The 21,362-nt window shown below is 44.9% G+C and carries 16 protein-coding genes; 9 read left to right on the forward strand and 7 right to left on the reverse strand.

What is annotated here, in order from left to right; genetic code table 11:
• Positions 1 to 4: 4 nt before the first annotated feature.
• Together DV872_RS07640 and DV872_RS07645 are read left to right on the forward strand one after the other, a co-directional pair.
• The gene (locus tag DV872_RS07640; protein WP_114629270.1) at positions 5 to 457 is read left to right on the forward strand and encodes a hypothetical protein; all 453 of its coding nucleotides are present in this window, start codon (positions 5 to 7) and stop codon (positions 455 to 457) included.
• The gene (locus tag DV872_RS07645) at positions 454 to 4,725 is read left to right on the forward strand and encodes an acyl-CoA dehydratase activase (RefSeq protein ID WP_199563445.1); all 4,272 of its coding nucleotides are present in this window, start codon (positions 454 to 456) and stop codon (positions 4,723 to 4,725) included. The genes DV872_RS07640 and DV872_RS07645 overlap by 4 nt, the downstream gene beginning before the upstream one ends.
• A 38-nt stretch (positions 4,726 to 4,763) precedes the next feature.
• On the opposite strand, the gene DV872_RS07650 is transcribed toward DV872_RS07645, so the two are convergent.
• Entirely contained in the window at positions 4,764 to 5,276 is a 513-nt protein-coding gene (locus tag DV872_RS07650; RefSeq protein ID WP_114629272.1) for a phosphoribosyltransferase, read from the reverse strand.
• A gap of 99 nt (positions 5,277 to 5,375) precedes the next feature.
• Here DV872_RS07650 and DV872_RS07655 point away from each other — a divergent pair, with 99 nt between their 5' ends.
• Positions 5,376 to 5,783: a flagellar basal body-associated FliL family protein gene (locus DV872_RS07655; RefSeq protein ID WP_158546877.1), complete on the forward strand. Its 408-nt coding sequence runs from the start codon at positions 5,376 to 5,378 to the stop codon at positions 5,781 to 5,783.
• A 75-nt stretch (positions 5,784 to 5,858) separates the two neighbouring features.
• Here DV872_RS07655 and DV872_RS07660 read toward each other — a convergent pair whose 3' ends face one another.
• Genes DV872_RS07660 through DV872_RS07670 form a run of 3 tightly spaced genes read right to left on the reverse strand, consistent with a single transcriptional unit; the run spans position 5,859 to position 8,758 of the window.
• Positions 5,859 to 7,397 carry a peptide ABC transporter substrate-binding protein gene (locus DV872_RS07660; RefSeq protein WP_114629274.1) on the reverse strand — a complete coding sequence of 513 codons (1,539 nt, stop codon included), beginning with the start codon at positions 7,395 to 7,397 and terminating at the stop codon, positions 5,859 to 5,861.
• 3 nt (positions 7,398 to 7,400) lie between these two features.
• Positions 7,401 to 7,754 (reverse strand): response regulator, encoded by a 354-nt coding sequence (locus DV872_RS07665; protein ID WP_114629275.1) that lies wholly within the window; start codon positions 7,752 to 7,754, stop codon positions 7,401 to 7,403.
• 53 nt (positions 7,755 to 7,807) lie between these two features.
• Positions 7,808 to 8,758: an aldo/keto reductase gene (locus tag DV872_RS07670; protein WP_158546878.1), complete on the reverse strand. Its 951-nt coding sequence runs from the start codon at positions 8,756 to 8,758 to the stop codon at positions 7,808 to 7,810.
• A gap of 207 nt (positions 8,759 to 8,965) precedes the next feature.
• On the opposite strand from DV872_RS07670, the gene DV872_RS07675 reads away from it, so the two are divergent.
• Together DV872_RS07675 and aroF are read left to right on the forward strand one after the other, a co-directional pair.
• Positions 8,966 to 9,649 carry a transglycosylase SLT domain-containing protein gene (locus DV872_RS07675; RefSeq protein ID WP_114629277.1) on the forward strand — a complete coding sequence of 228 codons (684 nt, stop codon included), beginning with the start codon at positions 8,966 to 8,968 and terminating at the stop codon, positions 9,647 to 9,649.
• Between the two features lie 28 nt (positions 9,650 to 9,677).
• Positions 9,678 to 11,585: a 3-deoxy-7-phosphoheptulonate synthase gene (gene aroF, locus DV872_RS07680; protein WP_114629278.1), complete on the forward strand. Its 1,908-nt coding sequence runs from the start codon at positions 9,678 to 9,680 to the stop codon at positions 11,583 to 11,585.
• Between the two features lie 71 nt (positions 11,586 to 11,656).
• Here the strand turns inward: aroF and DV872_RS07685 are convergent, their stop codons facing one another.
• Positions 11,657 to 13,075, reverse strand: a complete 1,419-nt coding sequence (locus DV872_RS07685) for a hypothetical protein (protein ID WP_114629279.1) — start codon at positions 13,073 to 13,075, stop codon at positions 11,657 to 11,659.
• Positions 13,076 to 13,335: 260 nt separating this feature from the next.
• Here DV872_RS07685 and DV872_RS07690 point away from each other — a divergent pair, with 260 nt between their 5' ends.
• Entirely contained in the window at positions 13,336 to 14,088 is a 753-nt protein-coding gene (locus tag DV872_RS07690) for a hypothetical protein (protein WP_114629280.1), read from the forward strand.
• On the opposite strand, the gene ung is transcribed toward DV872_RS07690, so the two are convergent.
• Both ung and leuS read right to left on the reverse strand, forming a co-directional pair.
• Positions 14,069 to 14,764, reverse strand: a complete 696-nt coding sequence (gene ung / locus DV872_RS07695; protein ID WP_114629281.1) for a uracil-DNA glycosylase — start codon at positions 14,762 to 14,764, stop codon at positions 14,069 to 14,071. The two genes, DV872_RS07690 and ung, sit on opposite strands and share 20 nt — an antisense overlap.
• A gap of 69 nt (positions 14,765 to 14,833) precedes the next feature.
• Positions 14,834 to 17,338, reverse strand: coding sequence for a leucine--tRNA ligase (gene leuS, locus DV872_RS07700; RefSeq protein WP_114629282.1), 2,505 nt, complete (start codon positions 17,336 to 17,338; stop codon positions 14,834 to 14,836).
• Between the two features lie 441 nt (positions 17,339 to 17,779).
• On the opposite strand from leuS, the gene DV872_RS07705 reads away from it, so the two are divergent.
• From DV872_RS07705 to DV872_RS07715, 3 genes are read left to right on the forward strand one after another with little or no spacing between them, the layout of a single operon-like run.
• Positions 17,780 to 18,688 carry a sugar ABC transporter permease gene (locus tag DV872_RS07705; RefSeq protein WP_199563446.1) on the forward strand — a complete coding sequence of 303 codons (909 nt, stop codon included), beginning with the start codon at positions 17,780 to 17,782 and terminating at the stop codon, positions 18,686 to 18,688.
• Positions 18,682 to 19,581 (forward strand): carbohydrate ABC transporter permease, encoded by a 900-nt coding sequence (locus DV872_RS07710; protein ID WP_114629284.1) that lies wholly within the window; start codon positions 18,682 to 18,684, stop codon positions 19,579 to 19,581. The genes DV872_RS07705 and DV872_RS07710 overlap by 7 nt, the downstream gene beginning before the upstream one ends.
• A gap of 59 nt (positions 19,582 to 19,640) precedes the next feature.
• Positions 19,641 to 21,296: an extracellular solute-binding protein gene (locus tag DV872_RS07715; RefSeq protein ID WP_158546879.1), complete on the forward strand. Its 1,656-nt coding sequence runs from the start codon at positions 19,641 to 19,643 to the stop codon at positions 21,294 to 21,296.
• Positions 21,297 to 21,362 lie beyond the last annotated feature (66 nt).

Genomic DNA, 21,362 nt, shown 5'->3' on the forward strand with positions numbered 1-21,362 from the left:
TGTCATGGCCAGAAAAATAACCCTTACAGTTCCCGATACCCTTTATAGTAAGATAGATCAATGGAGAACCGGTTTCAATCTTTCAAGGATTTTTCAGGACGCCATTGCCGAAGCCATACATAAAAAAGAGGCATTCCAGGAGCGTATAGCTGAAGATAACTCCCTGCCCGATATTATATCCCGCCTGAAGCAAGAGAAGGCCGGATGGGAGCGCAGTATTGCTGAACAGGCAGAGAGAGCAGGGGCTCTCTGGGCTTCCCGTGCCCACTATGAAGATCTGATAATTACGGTGAATACCAGTTCGGAACAGCTGTTCAAGATGCCTCAGATTCAGGCGCAGATTACAGATATTCTTAAACAGCTCAGTACTTTTCCGGATGTTTTCATAACTACGGTTCAGGATTCCTGGCTCAGGGGCGTACGGAATTTCTGGGATAGTGTGAGGGATAAATTATGAACGGATACATTCTCGGAATCGATGCCGGATCTGTATCCTTAAGTGCTGTACTCATTGATTCAGACGGAAGAATTATCAAAAGATTCAGCCGCGCTCATGAGGGAAATATCAAAGAGGCTCTGAGCTGTCTTGAAGATGAATTAGATTTAAACCTTATTACATCAGTGGCCCTTACAGGACGGCAGGGGGTGAGAATCAGGCACTCCCTTTATGTTGATTCAAGAATGGCATGCATCCGCTCCGTGGAACAGCGTTATCCGGAAGCCCGTTCCATACTGCTTGTGGGAGGAGAACAGTTTTCTCTTATCCGTTTCAATCGGGAAGGGGACTATGATTCTGTCAGAACCAACACATCCTGTGCCGCAGGTACTGGCAGTTTCCTTGATCAGCAGGCTGGACGACTTAATCTATCCGACAGCTCTGAACTGAGCCGGGTGGCCCTGGACAACAGGGATGAACCGCCTCTGGTGGCAACACGCTGTGCTGTTTTTGCCAAGACCGATCTGATTCATGCTCAGCAGGAGGGGTATTCCCTTTCGGCGATCAGTGACGGGTTATGCAGGGGGTTGGCAAAAAATCTGGTGGACACTCTTTTCAGGGACAATGATACGGAGGGACCTGTTCTTTTTACAGGGGGTGTTTCGGCCAATCAGGCTGTGGGCAGTCATATAAAAAACATGCTGAATCTACCCATGATTACCGATGCTCTTGGACAGTATCAGGGAGCCATCGGAGCTGCCCTTTGTCTCCTTGATGAATCTGCCGGTTTAGTGCCTGAGAAGCCTGCCTCTCTCTACCTGTCAGAAGAGAAGGACAGATCAGAGTTCTATCCTCCCCTGACTCTGCAGCTCTCCGAGTATCCGGATTTTAAAAGTTATAGAACTTGGGAGCAGGCCGTAATAGGACGTAAGGGGCAGCCCTTTGTGGAGGTGGATCTATACAGAGCGCTTCCCGAATCCCTTGAAACATATCTGGGAATTGATATCGGATCTACCAGTACTAAAGCAGTGCTCTGTGATCCCCGGGGTACTGTATACGGCGGATTCTATACACGCACATCCGGCCGGCCTCTTGAGGCTGTACAGGCGCTGTTTGAAGCAGTAACACTGGCCGCAGAATCTGAAAACTGCCGGCTTCTTATTCGAGGGAGCGGCACCACAGGTTCGGGGCGGAAGTTTATCGGCAATCTTATTTCTGCGGATATCGTCCTTGATGAGATAAGTGCCCATGCCAGAGCGGCTGTAGAGCTGGACCCTGAGGTTGATACCATTCTGGAAATCGGGGGACAGGATGCTAAATTTACAACCCTGAAAAACGGCAGAGTCACCTTATCGGTTATGAACAATGTCTGTGCTGCCGGAACAGGCAGTTTTCTGGAAGAGCAGGCTTCCCGTCTGGGACTGTCAGTAAGGGATTATGCTTCTATGACAGACGGGCAGAGAGCCCCTCTTGTCAGTGACCGCTGCACGGTTTTTATGGAGAGGGATATCAATCATCTTCTTTCTGAGGGCTGCTCTGTGTCGGAGGTACTCACGGCTGCACTTCATTCGGTGCGTGAAAACTACCTTAGAAAGGTTGCCGTTACAAGCGCTGTGGGAAAGAAGGTATTCTTTCAGGGAGCAACGGCAAAAAACAGATCACTTGTTGCCGCTTTTGAGCAGAAACTGAATCTGCCTATTCTGGTCTCCCCTTATTGTCATCTTACCGGAGCACTGGGTGCCGCACTGACCCTTATGGACGATTCTGTCAGTTCCGATGCCTTCTGTGGACTGGATCTGTATAAGCAGACTATCCCGGTCAGGCAGGAGGTCTGCACCCTCTGCGGCAATCACTGCAAACTTACTGTCGCTGATCTTGAGGAGAGGTCTGTCGCCTTCGGATTTCTCTGCGGACGGGATTATGAAACTGAAAACTATGTAAATACAAATAAAAGCGGATGGGATCTGCTCAAAGAAAGAAACAGAGCAGAGACCAGTCTTCAAAAGGATTATTCAGGAAGGAATAAAGAGCTGCAGGAATCCCGGGAGTCAAACCCTGTCATCGGGATTCCCGATGCTCTTCATCTTGTTGAAGACCGGGCTTACTGGGAGATCTTCTTTTCTCAGCTGGGCTTAAAGACCGTAAACAGCAGGGGGCTAAAAGATGGTATATCAAGAGGTAAGCCTCTTATGGGTTCTGAGTTCTGTGCTCCTGTGACTTCTCTGTTCGGACATACTGCCAAACTGCTTGAAGAGGGGGTTGATTATATCTTCCTTCCCCATTATATGGAGCGGAAGACCGGAAAAGACGGGGAGAGCAGGAAGTTCTGCTATTTTACCCAGTTTGCGACAGCTCTTGTCAGTCAGGGAGTTTCGGAAGACCGTCTGATTACTCCTCTGGCTGCCACCCGCTACTCTTTATTTTTGATTAAAGGGGAGTTATATAAGGCTCTCTCAAGTATTCCGGGTATTAAAATTTCATTTTTGCAGATATCTTCGGCTCTTGATAAGGCGGAGGAATTCAGGCTCAGACAGAATGATTCACTCAGGGAATTGTTCCGTAATAACTGCAGTACAGATCCATCCTCTCCCGATGTTGTTCTTCTGGGACGTCCCTATTCCGTGCTGCCGGAAGGGATGAATAAGGGAATTCCCGGTATCTTCGGTACCCTGGGAATCAGGGCTTTTTATCAGGATATGCTTGATCTTGAAAATGGGGATTACTCCCGTATTGAAGGACTTCTCAAAGAGATTAACTGGAGCTTCGCTGAGAAGATTCTTCAAGCAGCCGAAATTATTGTTCAGACTGAAGGGCTGTACCCTGTCCTTCTCAGCTCATTCAAGTGTGGTCCTGATTCATTTCTGACAGAATACTTCAGGAAGATTCTGGATGCCCATGACAAGCCTTATCTCATCCTGGAGCTTGATGAGCATGATTCCTCTGTGGGATATGAAACCCGTATTGAGGCCGCCGTCCGCTCCTTCAGAAATCATCGGGAGGAAGAGCTTGGTGAAGCAGGCTCCAGAGCTGGGAGGGGCAGGGAGTATGAAGGACTGAATCCCAGATACAGCAGGAAATTTGACAGAAGGAAAACTCTTGTTCTTCCCAACTGGGATGAATATGCCATTCCCCTTCTGGCGGATATCTTCAATGCCCAGGGGTATAAAGCCCTTGTAATGGAAGAGAGTGATCAAAGTATCCGAAAAAGCCTCAAATGGAACAGTGGAATGTGTATTCCCATGAATGCCCTTGTTGAAGGATTTGTGGATACAGTAAAAAATCACGGCCTGAATCCGGGAGAATGTTCCCTGTGGATTCCCTATGCCAATCTCTCCTGCAATATCAGAATGTTTCCCCATCATATACAGGAAATCTTCAAAGTTTACGGTGAGGGGATGGAAAAGGCTGAGGTTTTTCAGGGGATAATCGCCTTCTCTGATATTTCTCCTCTCCTCTCTATTTCCGCCTATCAGGCTTATATGTTTTCCGGTCTGATACGGAGAATCTCCTGTAGGATCAGGCCTTATGAAAAGGTGAAAGGGCAAACCGACTCAGCTGTCGAAAAAGCCCTGTCTCTCCTTTCTGATCTTTTTCTGGGAAGGAGAAAGAACACCGGTCAGACCGTACAGGAGATTATCAGTCTCTTTGAGTGGATCTCCTATGACCGGGAAGCCAGGAAGCCTAAAGTTGCCATATTCGGTGATATCTATGTGAGAGAGAATCCTGTGATGAATCAGAATATTATCTCCTACATTGAGGAGAACGGGGGTGAGGTTGTCACAATTCCCTATCATGAGTTTACAAGGATGACAGCCGAGATGTACTTCAAGCGCTGGGGCAGGGAGCTTCGTCTTAAGAAACTTCTCTCTCTGAAGCCAATGCTTGCCGCCATGGAACAAATGGAAAAATGGTACTATCGATATTTTGAAAAAGTGCTGGAGCAGCCAATTCCCCTGTATAAAGAGAATCCCAAAGAGATTCTGGAGCCCTATCATGTTCTTCTTGATCATGAAGGGGAATCTCAGGATAACCTTCTTAAAACCTGGTATATCAGCCGTCAATATCCCGATCTCTCATTGTTCCTTCAGTTAAATCCCGGATTTTGCTGTGCCGGTAATGTGACCGAAGCGATGAGTTCTAAAATTCATGAAGTGACGGGGGTACCCATTTTGTCCATCACATATGACGGCACAGGGGGCTTTAAGAATGATGCCGTTCTCCCCTATCTGAAATATTCATCAGGGTGGAATGCACCCGGGGACAGTGCAGAAATCGCTCAGGCGGACTGATTCAGACCGGCTGATTGGAGCCGGTCTGAATTCGGATGTCAGGAAAGGGCTTGCCTGTCCTGATCCACCGTATCTTCTGCATCCCAGGGGTAACAGATCCAGGGATCTTCGAAATTTTTTCCAACATAATAGTGTTTGATGTAGGAAGGAATTTCGTGTTTCTTATTTTTGTTCTTGTTATGGATAACCAGAACGGCGATCTCCGCAGGTTCATGCTTCATAAGCTCATCCAGGCAGAATCCGATGGTGGCTCTTGTGTCATCCACTTCATCAACCAGGAGAACCTTCTTTCCCTTAATCTGTTTTTCAGGCTTGTCCAGCCACTGGGTGATAACGGGGTGATCCATCAGGTTATCATCCAGATCATAGTAGGCAATTCCTACAGTGAGAACAGGTATGTTGATAAAAGTTTTAGCCATACGAGCGGGGATAAATCCGCCGGTTCCGATGGCAACCATCAAATCAGGATCGAATCCTGATGCTTTGATTTCTTCGGTCAGGTTTTTGACTGTGTTGTGAATTTGATTGTAAGTGATATATATCTTTTCCATGTGCAACAATAAAACAGGAACCCTCTCTTTGGCAAGACGAAACAGCCATTCCCTTAGGGAGTACTGGAGTAAGTGATGATTTTTGCCGATACTTGTATTATGAAAATCCGATTTCTGACAACTTTTCTGGTGCTGGCTGCATTTCTTTCCTCTTGTTCAAGTGAACTGGCAGAGTATTCATATTATAAAAATCTCCCTGAGACTACGGGAACAACCCGTGATGATCCTCCCCTCTTTTTTATTATCAAGGTGGACCTCGGCTATAAATGGGGTGACAAGAAAACCCAGTACAGTCTTGCCGAACTGAAGCCTGTGATCAATGACGGTCTGAGAAATCTATTAAGCGGAAAGACTGCTGTAGATTATACAATTGAGAATGAAGATCAGTTGAAGCAGGAAATCATGGAGATGGTAAATTCGACGATCCACCGTTACGATTCATTCAAGAATGTTCCAGGTGTTGAATCTGTTGCCATTGTAAAGAAGCAGGTATTTGAATTCCGATAATAAAGGCAGAAGTCATTAAAAATACAAAACCCGGCGCAGATGCGACCGGGTTTTGCTGTTTCATACTTTAATCTATCAGATCGTTCCGGGGATCATGAAGTCATTTTTAAACTTGATATACTTGAAAGGGTGAATATCCAGCACATTGGGATACCAGCCCTCAAGAAAGCGGAGATCTATAAGGTTAAGTGCCGGTGAATGGCTCATTGGCAGAACCTGTGCTGTCATAAGCAGCAGCTTTTCGGCTTCACTCATCTTCTGATAACGATCATCACCTACTGCTTCTTCCAGGAGCCTGTTGTATTCCTCTGAGTTGAAATCAGCATCATTGAGACTGCTTCCCTCCTGCCACATCTGTAGAAAGGTCATAGGGTCGGCATAGTCTCCGATCCAGGTGATTGATCCCAGTGTGTACTCTTTTTCCTTGAGTGATGAGAAATAGCGGGGAAAAGGAATCTCATCTATGATGACTTCTGTGACCAGGTGTTTCTCCCAGCTCTCCTTCATAAGCTGCAGACCAGCCGTGTTAGCGTAGGGTACTCTTATCCTGATAGGCGGAAGACCTTCACCTCCGGGATAGCCTGCCTCTTCCAGCAGTGCCAGTCCCTTCTCTATATCTCCCTGTTCTATCCCCTTAAACTGAGGGTATCCCGGAATCTCCGGTACAAGACGGCTTGAGGGTAGATATTCGGGAGCTCTTATCTGTTCCCAGGGGAGGAGCAGGGCAAGACCTGTTCTTACCCGGGGATCGTTCCAGGGTTCTTCCTGGTTGTTAAAATAGAAATAACTGGTAGCAAACAAGGGATGAAGGACCAGACGGTCGGGATCAATTGATTCACTGCCCCAGCCTGATACAACCCAGTCCACCTCGTAAAGTCTGAATTGCTGCATCAGTTCAGAAGGATCATCACTGAACTGGATCTTTATGTCGGATATGCTTACATTCTCGATGTCCCAGTATTCAGGATTTTTTTCCAGTTTCATGATTCCTTTTTCGGGTTTCTTTGTAAATTGGTAAGGCCCATTTACAGGAATCACCGAGGCTTCCCACCAGTTGCTGCTGTCATCCAGAGAAGGATGAACCGGAACAAAGCTGTAGTGACAGAGGATCTGCAGAAAGTAAGGAACCTTCTTTTCAAGTTCAATGACAAATGTTCTGTCATCGGGGGCCTTTATGGCTATATCTTCTGCACTGCCTTTTCCGCTGCGGTAGGCTTTTGCACCTTTGATAACATCCAGTAGTGAGGCATAATCAGCCTTTTTTCCCGGTGTGAGAAGTTTTTCCCAGGAGAGGCGGATCTCTTCGGCGGTCAATCTGTCACCGTTGCTCCACTTTAAATCATCCCGAAGATGGAAGGTATAGATCAGTCCGTCTTCCGATATTTCCCAGGATTCAGCCATTCCAGGTTCGGGCTGCAGAGTTACGGGATGGTAACTTACCAGCCCTTCATAGAGAGCAGTGAATATTTGAGCCTCGGCTGTTGTATAACCAAGTTGAGGATTCAATGAGAGGGAAGATGGGGAAAAGTTGATTGTAAAGCTGTCCTCGCTATGGATAAACGACAGGACTGCCAGGGTTAATATAAATACAAAGAGAGTTTTCTTTTTCTGCACAAATTACTCCAGATAACTTTTGAGTAGAGATTCGTAATCTCTGTTTTTTACCGGTTTTACAAGGACCCGGTCAAAACCGGCTTCCCTGAGTTGAGGCAGGGCCTCGTCATCACTGGTAATGGCAACAAGGGGAGTGGTCTTATCCTTTGCCCGGATTTTTTCTGCCACAATATCCCCATTATAACCGGGCATGTACTGATCCAGTACCACCAGATCGGGAGATTCCTTCCTATACAGTTCCAGAGCCTGCAGTCCGTCTTCCGCCAGGATGCACTGATAGTTCAGCTTACGGCAGACGATCTCCAGAATTTTTCTGTTGGTAAACTCATCTTCTGCATACAGGACTTTCTTCGTCATAGTTCAAACCTCTCAGTATTATCCTACGTTACAGGAACATCATCAATATTTTATCAACTCTTATGATTAAACAAATTGGGAACATCCGGTATGAAGCTTTGTGTCTCTATTAAAAGCTGTTCCAATAAAGAGCTGAGAGACCGGGGTAACTCTTCTACAGAGTGTCTGAAATTACTGTCAGCCTGATTTCTGTTCCGAACACCCAATAACACTGTATCGGCAGAAACATGCATAAGCGTGAAAGCCGAAACAGCCTGTTCAACAGAAATCTTCCATTTGGAGCACTCATCGCCGATTCGGGTCAGTAAGGATGTCAGCTTCTCTCTGATTTCAGGGCTGTAAAGGATCATCTTATGTCTGAAGCCGTCATGCTCTCTGGCAAGATGATCAATTCCATTGTCAGTCAGAATTCCCTGGGCCAGAACTCCATAGGGGATAAACCCGATATTGTTTTCCTTAAGCCAGGGGATCAGTTTCTCTTCAAGCTTTGGCCAGAAGATGTTGTATCCTCCCTGAAAAACATCCACTTCTCCTGCTTCTTCCAGCATCTCTATCTGGGGGATGGTGAAGTTACTCACACCGATGGCCCTGATCCTACCCTCTTTTCTCAATTTTTCCAGGGCTTCCATTCCCGGTCGCATATCACAGTCTGACAAGGGCCAGTGTATATAGAAAATATCAATATAATCAGTCATAAGCCTCTTAAGGCTTGTATGGAAACTTTCAACCATTTTATCGGGATCCGAATAAAATACCTTTGTTCCCAGACTGATGTCATTGCGGATTTTTCTGAGTTGCTGACCGAGAAGCTGTTCTGAGCGACCTTTACCATAGACCGGAGCCGTATCAAAATGGCTGACTCCAAGAGTCAGTGCCCTGTGGATGGCACGTACAGAATCCTTATGATCCTGCTCACCCCAGTATTCACCCCCTAAAGCCCATGATCCGAAGCTGTATGGTGCTAATCTGCCTATCCTTTTTGTCAGTCTATTTTCTTTTTTCATAGTGAATAACATCAATATACCGTTCTATGGAGGGTAACTCCATAAAAAAAACATATTTATTTTTTAATATTGACATTTTCACATCTTGCGTAAGAAACGGTTTTACATGACTATTCTGGCATGAATTAAGGCCGCCCGTCAGGAGCGGTATTACCATATAGATTTTCGGAGTCTTTTTATCGGCTCTATTTAGTTATCGGGAGAATAATGAAACTACTCAAAACAACTCTGTCCCTCCTAACAGTATTACTACTGTCCGGATGTCTGAGTCAGAATTCCAATGAAACAGAGCGCACTGAACTGAGCAGAGCTCAGTATGAGTCCTATCTGAAAAATGCTGTTTACGGCAATATGAATATTGAAACTGAAGATCCTGTTGTTACCAGAGAACGGCATCTGGAATATTTTTCTATAGTTTCCGGAGATTATGTTATAGCTCGTATTATCTATGACGAAGCTGTTAAATATAACATCGACCCCGAACTGGCTTTTGCTCTAGTCTTCAATGAGAGCCGCTTTAATCCCAACGCGATTAATGAAAACAGAAACTCCATTGACAGGGGCCTGTTCCAGCTCAATTCCCGATCCTTTCCCAATCTGAGGGAGCAGGATTTCTTTGATCCTGAGATCAATATTCCTCTGGGAGTTGCCTATCTTCGTTACTGCCTGGATATGGGTGGAAATGAAGTGACCGCACTTGCAATGTATAATGCCGGACCCAACAGGGTGAAAGACAGTAGAACTCCAAAAATGACACTGGATTACATACATAAAATCCAGAATTACAAAGGCAGTTTGGAGCATGGAATCATTCCTGATGATTTCAACCCCTCCATCGCACCTGTTCCCGATAGTAAATCGGTGAAGAATGTTACTCTACTTATGGAATAAAGCAGAAAAATAAACTAAGCTGACGGCTATGATTATTGTTCTGCGAAACACGGTTGAAGATGCTGAAAAAAAGCATATTAAAGAGTATCTGGAATCCCGAGGCCTCAAGGTTCGGGAGATTATCGGTGAAAATGAGACAGTTCTCGGAGCTGTCGGTCCCGTTTCTCTGGATATCAGACAAATTGAACTCCTCCCCGGAGTTGTCCAGGTTATTCCCATCACGAAACCATACAAACTGGCTTCCAGGGAACTCAAGAAAGACGATACAGTCTTTGACGTGGGTCCTGTTACCATAGGTGGAAACCGGGTCTGTGTCATAGCCGGACCCTGTGCCGTAGAATCACGTGAACAGATTATTGAATCCGCTCTGGCCGTTAAAAAAGCCGGTGCTGTTATCCTCCGTGGTGGAGCCTTCAAGCCCCGGACCTCTCCTTATGCTTTTCAGGGTCTTGGAGAAGAGGGCTGTAAATACCTTAAAGAAGCCGGTGAACTTACGGGTATGCCTGTTGTAACAGAAATTGTATCCCCCTCTGACGCGGAAATGATGAAAGAATATATTGATATCTTTCAGATCGGCGCCAGGAATATGCAGAACTTTGAGCTCCTTAAAAAAGTAGGTTCCCTGGGGATGCCCGTTCTTCTGAAACGTGGACTCTCTGCTACCATTCAGGAGTGGCTTATGGCCGCTGAATACCTGATGTCTTCCGGTACCGACAAGGTTATTCTCTGTGAAAGGGGAATCAGAACATTTGAAACCATGACCAGAAATACACTGGATCTTTCGGCTGTTCCTGTTGTACAGAAATTGAGCCATCTTCCGGTAATAGTAGACCCCTCTCATGGAACGGGTCTCAGAAATAAAGTACTTCCCATGGCATTGGCCGCCATTGCTGCAGGGGCCAATGGATTAACTATCGAAGTTCATCCCGATCCCGACAATGCCAGCTCCGACGGACCTCAGTCTCTGTACCCCGAACAGTTTGAAAAACTGATGTGTGACCTTGAAACACTGAGTCCCGTTGTAGGAAAGGAAATTTCCCGTTTACCCGATAAAAGACATCTGGCTTTTGTAGAGGCTGTAAAAAATACTGCCACTGCAAAGGGAAAGGACAGCATATCCAAAGCAGCCTTTCAGGGAATCCATGGAGCCTATAGTGAACTGGCTGCCAGAACATATTTTAGCGGCAGTGAGGTTGAAGCTGTAGCTGTACCCCATTTTTCTGATATTTTCCGTGATGTTCTTGCAGGAGATGCAGACTGGGGCGTTGTTCCTCTGGAAAACTCCGTTGCCGGCTCAATCCTTGAGAACTATGATCTTCTCTACAGATATTCAGATCTCAGAATTATCGGTGAGATTAAGATAAGAATCCGTCATAATCTGATGGCTGCCCCCGGAACAAAGCTGGAGGATATTAAGAAGGTTTATTCCCATCCTCAGGCACTGTCCCAGTGTTCAACCTATCTGGAGAAGCATGGTATTGAGGCCGTGAGTTTTTTTGATACAGCCGGAGCAGCATCTCATGTTGCCGAAGTGAAGGACAGCACTATTGCAGCTGTAGCCGGAGCTGATGCTGCTGGATTCTATAATCTTGAAATCCTTGCCGAAGGAATCGAGACCAACCCCCATAACTATACCAGATTTGCCATCGTTGCCCGAAAGGATATGATCTCTCCCGATGAGAGTGTGGATAAGGCTTCCATCGTATTTTCACTGGCTGATGAAGCCGGTTCTCTCTCTTCCTGTCTGTCTGTATTCTCTGAATACAACCTGAATATGAAGAAGCTGGAATCCAGACCCATTCATGGAAAACCCTGGTCTTATATGTTTTATGTAGATCTTGATATTCCTGAGGATAGAACTGTTTTTGACAAGGCTGTTAAAAAGATAAAAACCCTGGCCGAAGACTTCAGAATTTTAGGACTCTACCATCGCTGACTGGATAAATGCCAAGGCGGTAAATCTGCCTTGGCTGGCTAAAGTATTCTCCTGGTTTTATGATTCGGGGTCTATGATTCGGGGTCTATGCCGAGGGCTTTCAGCTGTTCGATCTCTTCAAGCTGAACCTGGTACTCTTTAAGGCCTGATACAATTTTCCCTACAACCATTTTCATCTGCTGCAGTTCAGCCTTGAAGCCTTTCACCTTGTTTTTGAGTTCAGGATCAGCATCATCTTTGAAAAAACGCTCCAGTGCTGCCAGGCGGTTTATTATCTTCTTTAGTTCAAGCTGATTCTTCTCAAGAAACTCTTCCAGTTGAGGCAGATCCGATTCGGCGGCTCTCAAATAACTGGTGCTCTGGGGATTATTCAGGTTCTTGTAGAAATTGGCTTTCATTCTGATCCAGTTGAGATAGCTTGTGAAATTAATCTTTTCTCTGCTTTTTCTGTTGCTGGAGGATGACATTTCAAGTTCATAGAAGATTTCGTTCTTATGTCTCATGACCCGATTGATCCAAAGGGAAAACTTCTGGGCAAAGGTTTTCATATTATCATCAAGGATATGAGAGTTGTCGTCCAGGCGGATGATGATTGTTTCCATGGGGATATAGATCTTTGCAAGTTCACCCACAAGAACCAGAAGCTCTTTTTTTAATTCGGCACTCTTGTCTATTTTTTTCTTTTGAACGATCTTTTCTTTAACTGCCAGGGAAGTCAGTATTTTTTCCTGAATACTTTCAGCCTGGGGAGAATAATCCTCATTGAGGATCTCTTCAACCAGCTCTCTGAAAAAAGGATTGTCCTCCCATTTTACGGGGAACTCAAATTTAATAGCCTGCAGGGTTCCTGATAAATCATTATTGATCCGGTTCGGGTCCAGGGTCATCTGACTGATAACATTCATACGGCACTGGAGTTTATAATTCTGTCTGGCAAATAGGGTAATCTTTTTCAGGATTACTTTGATGGTTTTCTGCAGATCCTTGAGAACCTTAATGGAATTCGAAAGAATATTGATGGCCATTCCGTCACCGGTCTGTTTGATCTTTTCGACATATATTGTCAAAGAGCGGGTCATCATGTGTGCGGCATTGGGTGAAAGCTCACTCCAGTGAAAATAATCAATGATGGAAAGCATATTCTTTATGCCCTTCAGGTTCAGGGATTCCACACTCATAAAGAAGAAATTATTCATAAAGTCGAGTTGAGTTGTGTAGGTCTGAAGGCGGATATTCATCTGGTTCTGCAGGTCGGATTCAGAAAATGGATCTGAAGGAGGTGCCTTGAGATCAGAGACCTTCTGCTCATAGTCGTATTGATCTTCCTGGATCAGGCCTTTTTCCAGAAATACTTTATAAAGACCTGAAAAAGCTGCCTGGAATGTCCGGCATTGCTCTTTCAGCTTGGGAATCTCTTCTTTTGTCAGTACTGCAGCCTTGGCCAATAAGGCTTCATCAAGTTTTGCTACAAATAAATCTGTTTGACTCATAATGGTTATTATCACCGAATATGACTAAAGTAACAACATAAATTCTGCTGCACACAGGCATTACAGGATACATTTAATGTCAGAGATTAAAGCATACATCCCTGTCAGCTGGTAATTGGGATTCTGTTCTCTGATTTAACACTGATTAAAGCCGTCGGTATGAAGCTGCATCATATCTCCATAAGCAGTTGAAGATATAAAAACTTAAATAATTTTTGAATCCCTTGAAGCGGCAGATCTGATTCTTCTCTTATTAAGGCATGTTCCGAAAGCTTCTGCTGTTTTTTCCACTATGCCTGATGTCCGTCGCCTGTTCTCTTTTTTCTCCCACGAAAGAGTTGAGTCTGGGTATCGAAGGTATTCCTGATTGTCTGCCTCCAGTACTTAAAAATAAGTGGACAGTTCTGCAGGCATCATTATCCGGTGATCTCTGTGAAATTGAGATGGACTGGACAGCAGGACTTCCGGACACTTTCTTTATTGACTCCCCTAAAGAGGAGGACCTTCTACTGCTCTTATATCCACCCCTGCTTGTCGAAGGCTGCAGAATGAATCCTCTCGGGGTCTTTGTTCCCTCCCATGAAGATAGGGGCGAGTTCAGCCTGGTAGACGGCTCGGCTGTCAGTATTCTGATAACCCTGGTACGCAATAATCTCAATATTGAAGATTTCAACTGCCGCCGCTTCCTTCTGGAGATGGCCCGGCTGGAAGATCCCTGGCTGGTGGAGGAGCAGACCCTTCTGAAACAGCTGGGGCGACGGGAGATGAGGAGCTGGTATATTCGGGCAAAGACCCTTTTTCCTGTTGAACTCCCGCTGCCTGCTGGAATCTGGTATGGTGCCTCACTGCTTCAGAATGCTGCCGAATCCTCAGGATCAGAGGATATAAACCCGGTTCAGATAGAGCTCCCCGAAGGTCATAGTTTTCTCTACTGTCCAGAACGGCAGGAAGTTATAGAAATACAGGTGGACAGTCATGGGGAGGCTGTGTGGATTACAACATACCTTCCATAGGCAGCTTCCACTCAATCTCAGTCTGTCCGGTCTGCTGTAAATACTCATTACTCCTGCTGAAAGGTTTGCTTCCGAAGAATCCTCTATAGGAAGAGAGAGGAGAAGGGTGCGGACTCTCTATGACAAGATGCCTATCCCGGTTGATAAAACTTCCTTTTTTACGGGCATATCCGCCCCAGAGTATAAACACAAGATTTTCCCGACGGCTTTCCAGTTCCCGGATAACTCTGTCGGTGAACTTTTCCCAGCCGCGTCCCTGATGAGACCCTGCCTGATGGGCTTCCACTGTGAGGACAGAGTTCAGGAGAAGAACTCCCTGATCCGCCCAGCTGCTCAGGCAGCCGTGATTCGGTGCTGTCAGTCCCAGATCAGTTCCCATCTCTTTATAGATATTTACCAGGCTGGGAGGGGGGGCAACACCGGGCTGTACAGAGAAACAGAGACCATGGGCCTGTCCCGGGCCGTGGTAAGGGTCCTGACCCAGTATTACAACTTTCACCTTGTCGAAGGGAGTGCGGTCCAGTGCATAAAATACCTGACTCTCCGGAGGGAAGAGAGTCTTTCCTTTCTGTCTCTCATCCACAAGAAACTGCCGCAGTTCATCCATATAGGGCTGATCGAATTCATCATTTACTACATTGAGCCAGCTGCTTTCAAGTTTGATATCCCGGTTCATATTTCTCCCAAAAAAATCCCCTATAGACGTAAAGCAATAGGGGATCGTAACGCTCAAAATAGAGGCGTATTATTTAACCACAATATTAACCAGTTTATCAGGAACGGCGATTTCCTTGATGATGGTCTTGCCTTCGGTAAGGGCTTTTACTTTCTCCTGAGCATGGGCCGCAGCCTTCATATCATCAGGGCTTGTACCGGCAGGCAGGATCATCTTGCAGCGGAGCTTGCCGTTGATCTGCACGACGATCTCTTTCTCATCATCTTTTGTGAGCTCTTCGATCCACTGTGGCCATGAGGCGTAGGCAAGGGTGTCATCTTTACCGAGCTTCCTCCACATCTCTTCGGCCAGGTGGGGTGCGTAGGGAGCAATAAGAAGCACAAAGGGTTCCCAGTATTTTCGGTAGCATTTCTTCTGCTTAAAGGCTTCGTTGATAAAGATCATCATCTGGGCGATACCTGTATTGAACTCCAGATCTCTGGTGTCATCGGTCACCTTTCTGATTGTCTTGTGCAGAACCTTCAGCATATCCTTAGAGGGCTCATCATCTGTAATTTCACGCTCGGCGATATCCCAGACTCTGTTGAGAAACCTGTTAACACCCGCAAGACCATTTGTCTGCCAGGGTTTTGAAACCTGCAGGGGACCCATGAACATTTCATACATTCTCATGGAGTCCGCACCGAAATCGCGGATAATATCATCGGGGTTGATAACGTTTTTCAGACTCTTGGACATCTTGGCGATGACCCGGCTGAGTTCTTCCCCTGTGGAGATTTCATAGTACTTTTCACCCTTTTCTTCCACAAGGTCTGTGGCCACAAGGGACTTATCGCTTCTCTGGTAGGCGAATGATGTGATCATTCCCTGGTTTATCAGTCTCTGGAAGGGCTCTTTTGTCTGTACAATTCCAAGATCAAAGAGGACCTTATGCCAGAACCGGGAATAGAGCAGGTGGAGAACCGCGTGCTCCGCACCGCCTACATAAAGGTCTACGGGCATCCAGTAGTTTTCGGCTTCTTTGCCCACAAGGGCAGAGCTGTTTTTAGGGTCGATATAACGGAGGTAGTACCAGCAGCTTCCTGCCCACTGGGGCATGGTGTTTGTCTCTCTCTTACCGGGACCACCGCATACGGGGCACTCACAGTTAACCCAGTCGGTGATGTTTGCAAGAGGAGACTCTCCAGTTCCAGACGGGTGAAAGTCGTTGGTGGAAGGCAGTTCCAGAGGAAGCTGATCCTCGGGAACGGGAACGGTTCCGCACTTTTCACAGTGAACCAGGGGAATCGGCTCTCCCCAGTATCTCTGACGGCTGAAAATCCAGTCCCGGAGTTTGTAGTTGACAGCACCTGTTCCGATCTTCTTCTCTTCCAGCCAGGCAATAACCTTGCTGATGGCATCAATCTTGCCCATGCCGTCCAGGAATCCGGAGTTTACATGGGGACCGTCACCGGTAAAGGCAGCTTCCTGCACATCGCCGCCGGAGAGGACTTCGATGATAGGCAGTTCAAATTTCTTTGCAAATTCCCAGTCACGTTCATCGTGGGCGGGAACGGCCATGATGGCACCCGAACCGTAGGATATGAGAACATAGTCGGCAACCCACACGGGGATTTTTTCACCGCTTAAGGGGTTGATGGCATAGGAACCGGAAAACACTCCGGTCTTATCCTTGGACAGTTCTGTTCTCTCCAGATCGCTCTTGAGGTTGGCCTGCCTGACATACTCTTCAACAGCGGTTTTGTTCTCAGGAGTCGTCAGTTTTTCAACAAGGCTGTGCTCGGGAGATAGAACCATATAGGTGGCACCGAAAAGTGTATCGGGACGTGTTGTATAAACCTCGATCTCATCATCTGTTTCGGTCTTGAACACTACATTGGCACCCTCTGAGCGTCCAATCCAGTTTTTCTGCATGGCCTTAACGGAGTCAGGCCAGTCCAGGGTATCCAAATCTTCTAAAAGTTTGTCGGCATACTCTGTAATCTTAAAGACCCACTGACGCAGATTCTTTCTTTCTACCTGGTGACCACAGCGATCACATCTTCCATCCAGAACTTCTTCGTTGGCGAGGCCTGTCTTACAGTCGGGACACCAGTTGATAGGCTTTTCCGACTCATAAGCCAGACCCGCCTTGTACAGCTTGAGGAAAATCCACTGAGTCCAGTGGTAGTATTCTGAAGTATGTGTTGAAATCTGGCGGTCCCAGTCGTAGCTGAAACCCAGGGCCTTGATCTGTGTCAAAAAGTTATCAATATTGGTCTTGGTTGTGATCTTGGGGTGTGTTCCTGTCTTGATTGCATAGTTTTCCGCAGGGAGACCGAAGGAGTCGAATCCCATGGGGTGGAGTACATTGTATCCGTTCATCCGCAGGTAGCGGCAGTAAATATCGGTTGCTGTATAGCCTTCGGGGTGTCCTACATGGAGTCCCGCACCCGAGGGGTAGGGGAACATGTCCAGGACGTAGGCTCTCTTCTCTTTGGGGAAAGAGGGGTCTTCGGAGACCTTGAATGTTTTGTTCTCTTTCCAGTATTTCTGCCATCTGGCTTCTATGTCTTTAAAAGGGTATTTGCTCATAGGCAAAGATAATATCAGAGCGCCGGGATTTCGTCTAATGCTACCAAGGCAAATTTACAGCCTTGGTGAACTTTTGCTGAAGCTCAAGTGATCAATAATGGGCGGGGAACAGTGCTGTATATTAAAATTTTGATTCTTTTTCATAGGATACATTTCTATTACAGAAACTGCAGTTCTTAAATAATTGTTATTCAATATAGATCAATCGAAAATAAAACCCTGCAAATTGACTTCTGACAGTCTCTTGTTGCAGTTTATAAAAATAATCGCCCCTTGAGAAAAAGTTGCCCTAAGTATGATTCTCCAACTGAACAGTTAATTATAAATTCTGATTCATTGAAAATAATTGCCCTCTATTCAACCAGATATTTCCATATTTAACTGATCTTAAGTTTTCTAATAAAAGACATTTTATAAATTATACTTCTGGAGTTCATTTTTGTGAGTGCAACATTAAAGAGAAAAATAAAACGGCAATGGCAGTTTTATCTGATTATTCTGCTTCCCGTTTTGTATCTTGTTATTTTTCATTATATACCTTTGACAGGACTGCAGTTGGCTTTTAAAAGATACAGCCTAAGTAAAGGAATCTGGGGCAGTGAATGGGTTGGATTTAGATATTTCCGGCAGTTCTTTGCATCTCCATCATGTTTTCGTGTCATCTGGAATACCCTGAGTCTCAGTGCATATTCAATAATTGCCGGTTTCCCCTTTCCGATCATTCTGGCAATCATGATTAATGAACAGAGGAACAGACGACTGAAGGGCTTTTCTCAAATGGTCACTTATGCTCCTTATTTTATATCAACGGTGGTTATGGTCGGTATTCTTATTCAGGTTCTGGATCCCCGGCTAGGAATTGTTAATAGAGTCATAATGAAATTAGGTGGAGATTCCACTGACTTTCTTGGTAGTGCCAATATGTTCAAATCACTTTATGTCTGGTCTGGAGTCTGGCAGTTTACAGGATATTCATCCATCATTTATGTTGCTGCTCTGTCCGGAGTGAGTCCGGAAATGCATGAAGCCTGTAAAATTGATGGAGGAAACACTCTTCATAAAATCTGGTATATCGACATTCCTTCAATACGCCCGACGATTATTATCCTTCTGCTCATGAGCATGGGGCATATGATGAGTATTGGATTTGAAAAAGTATTTCTGATGCAAAATCCTGTCAATCTCTCTAAAAGTGAGATTATTGCCACATATGTGTATAAGACCGGTCTGGTCAATGCTAATTTCGGCCTTTCTACAGCCATAGGTTTCTTTAATTCCATCGTGAATCTTATCTTGATCTACTCATTTAACAAAATTGCACAGAAAGCAGGAGAAACCAGTCTATGGTAGGCACTTCAGTTTCAAATAAAATAACCTTAGACAAGCTCATACAGGTTGTCTTTTCTGTAATCCTTCTGGCCAGTACAATTGTTGTATTGTGGCCTCTTCTCTATATTCTGAGTGCCTCTTTTTCAAGTCCAGAGGCTGTTATCTCCGGTAAGGTCTGGCTTTTCCCGGTAGAGCCGACTCTGGCAGGTTATGCGGCGGTATTTAGAAATCGGCATATATTATCAGGGTTCAGTAATTCTTTTTTTTACATGTTTATCGGTACAGCTGTGAATATCATCTTTACGCTTTTAGCAGCCTATCCCCTGAGCAGAAAAGAATTCACAGCCAGAAGATATTTCAGTGCTTTATTTGTCTTTACAATGCTCTTTTCCGGAGGACTCATTCCTCTGTACCTTGTAGTAAAGTCCGTTGGTCTTCTTGATACACGTGCAGCACTGATTCTACCTACAGCTTTGTCGGTCTGGAACTTGATTATAACCAGGACCTATATGCAGATGTCCATTCCTGATGAAATGTATGAAGCAGCTATGCTGGACGGCAGTAATGATATTCAGTTTTTCCTTAAGATTGTTATTCCATTATCAGGACCCATAATCGCTGTCATAGCCCTTTACTATGGTGTCTCTCACTGGAATAGATACTTTGAAGCTCTCATTTTTCTTAAGACCCGCTCACTTTTTCCTCTTCAATTGGTTCTGAGAAGTATTCTGGTTACAAATAATATCGATCCAATGATGATCACAGATGCTGAGGAACTGATCCGGAAGCAGGGGCTGGTTGATCTTCTAAAGTATTCAACAATCGTAGTAGCAAGCGTCCCGGTTCTATGTATATATCCCTTTGTTCAGAAATATTTTATCAAAGGAATAATGATCGGATCTCTAAAAGGTTGATATCTGTATAATGACTTTAAGTCACTGTACAGATGAAATATATTCAAAAGGAGTTTTATATGAAGAGAAAGGTATCAGTATTAATAATGCTGAGTCTGTTGTCAGTGACATTATTTGCCGGAGGGCAACAGGATAGTGGAGAGAATTCAGTTCCCTATGAACTGACCCCTAACGGGACTTATCCAGTTGTTACAGAAAAGGTGGAACTGACGGTGTTTACACCGGCTGAAGATGCCGTAATAGACTTTGCAACAAATGATTTTACTACATGGCTTGAGGAAAAAACCAATGTTCATATCATTTTTGAAACAGGTCCAGTGGATGCTGTAAAAGAGAAAATTACCTTATTGCTGGCCAGTGGCGATTATCCAGACATATTTATGAGATCCTATTTAGATATCAATCCGGCCATGGAGGCACGATTTGGTATTGAAGAGGAAATCTTTATACCACTTAATGATCTGATCAGAGATCATGCTCCTAATTTTAATAAAATCCTTGAAGAAAACCCTAAACTACTTGGTAGCATTACACATCTGGATGGAAATATTTACAGCCTTCCTAGAGTCAACGACTGCTATCACTGTAGTATGCCGATAAAAATGTGGGTAAATAAAACCTGGATAGATAAAGCTGGTCTGGATATGCCTGAAACCACAGAAGATTTCTATGAGATGCTTACAGCTTTCAAAGATATGGATATGAATGGTAATGGTGATACCGCAGATGAGATTCCTCTTGCTGGAGCTCGAGAAAGAGAAGGATGGTATGAAACCCTTGATTCATTTCTTATGAGTCCCTTTATTCAGGACAATGGTGACAGGATCAGACTGCTGGAGAGTAATGGTGAGATTTCCTCCATTGTTAACACTGCTGAGTATAAAGAGGGTCTGAAATATCTGGCAAGACTTTTTGATGAAGACCTGATTTATGCTCCATCTTTTACTCAAAAGCATGATCAGCTTCGTCAGCTGGCAAACTACCCTGATATTCTCGTTGGAGCCTTTCAGGCAGGGCATAATCAGATGCTTTTTAATGCAACTGCGGATCCTGAAAGATACGGTCAATATGTTGCACTGCCTCCCTTGAAAGGACCCGACGGAACAAGACAGACTGCCTATTTTCCCTATAATGCTTATAGGACAGGTCAGTTTCTAATCACTGATAAATGTGAAGATCCTGAAGTTGCCATGAGATGGATTGATTCATTTTACACTGTTGATGCGGCAATTAGGGAAAGTGAACGTGGTGGTGTGGAAGGTGTTCATTTCAGATGGGCTGAACCAGATGAAGTTGGTATAAACGGCAAGCCTGCTATTTACAAATCTCTGGTTAAGCAGTCAATAGAACCAAGAAATTTCAACTGGCTTAACGGTACTTTCTATTCCCGAGATTTTAGACTGGGAAAAGTAAAAGATCCTAATGAGTACGGTTATGAGGAGTTTCTGTACGATACTACAAAAGATTTATATTCTCCCTATATAAATCCTGAAGTAAGAATTGCTCCCCCACTCAAGCTGACTACAGAGGAAGCTGATCAATTGAGTACTATAAAGGTTGAATTGCAGAATTATATTGAATCATCGAAGACTAAATTCATTATGGGTGAGGATGATATTGAAAAGAACTGGGATAAGTATATCTCTGATCTTGAGAATATAGGTCTGGGTAGTTATCTGGAAGTAATGCAGACCGCCTATAATAGACAGTTTTAATAAAATACATTTTGGGGGCAGCACTTAAATGCTGCCTTCTTCAATTACAGTGTGTTTTAATAATTG

Origin of the sequence: Oceanispirochaeta sp. M1 (genome assembly GCF_003346715.1) — a bacterium.
Classification (GTDB): Bacteria; Spirochaetota; Spirochaetia; order DSM-2461; family DSM-2461; genus Oceanispirochaeta.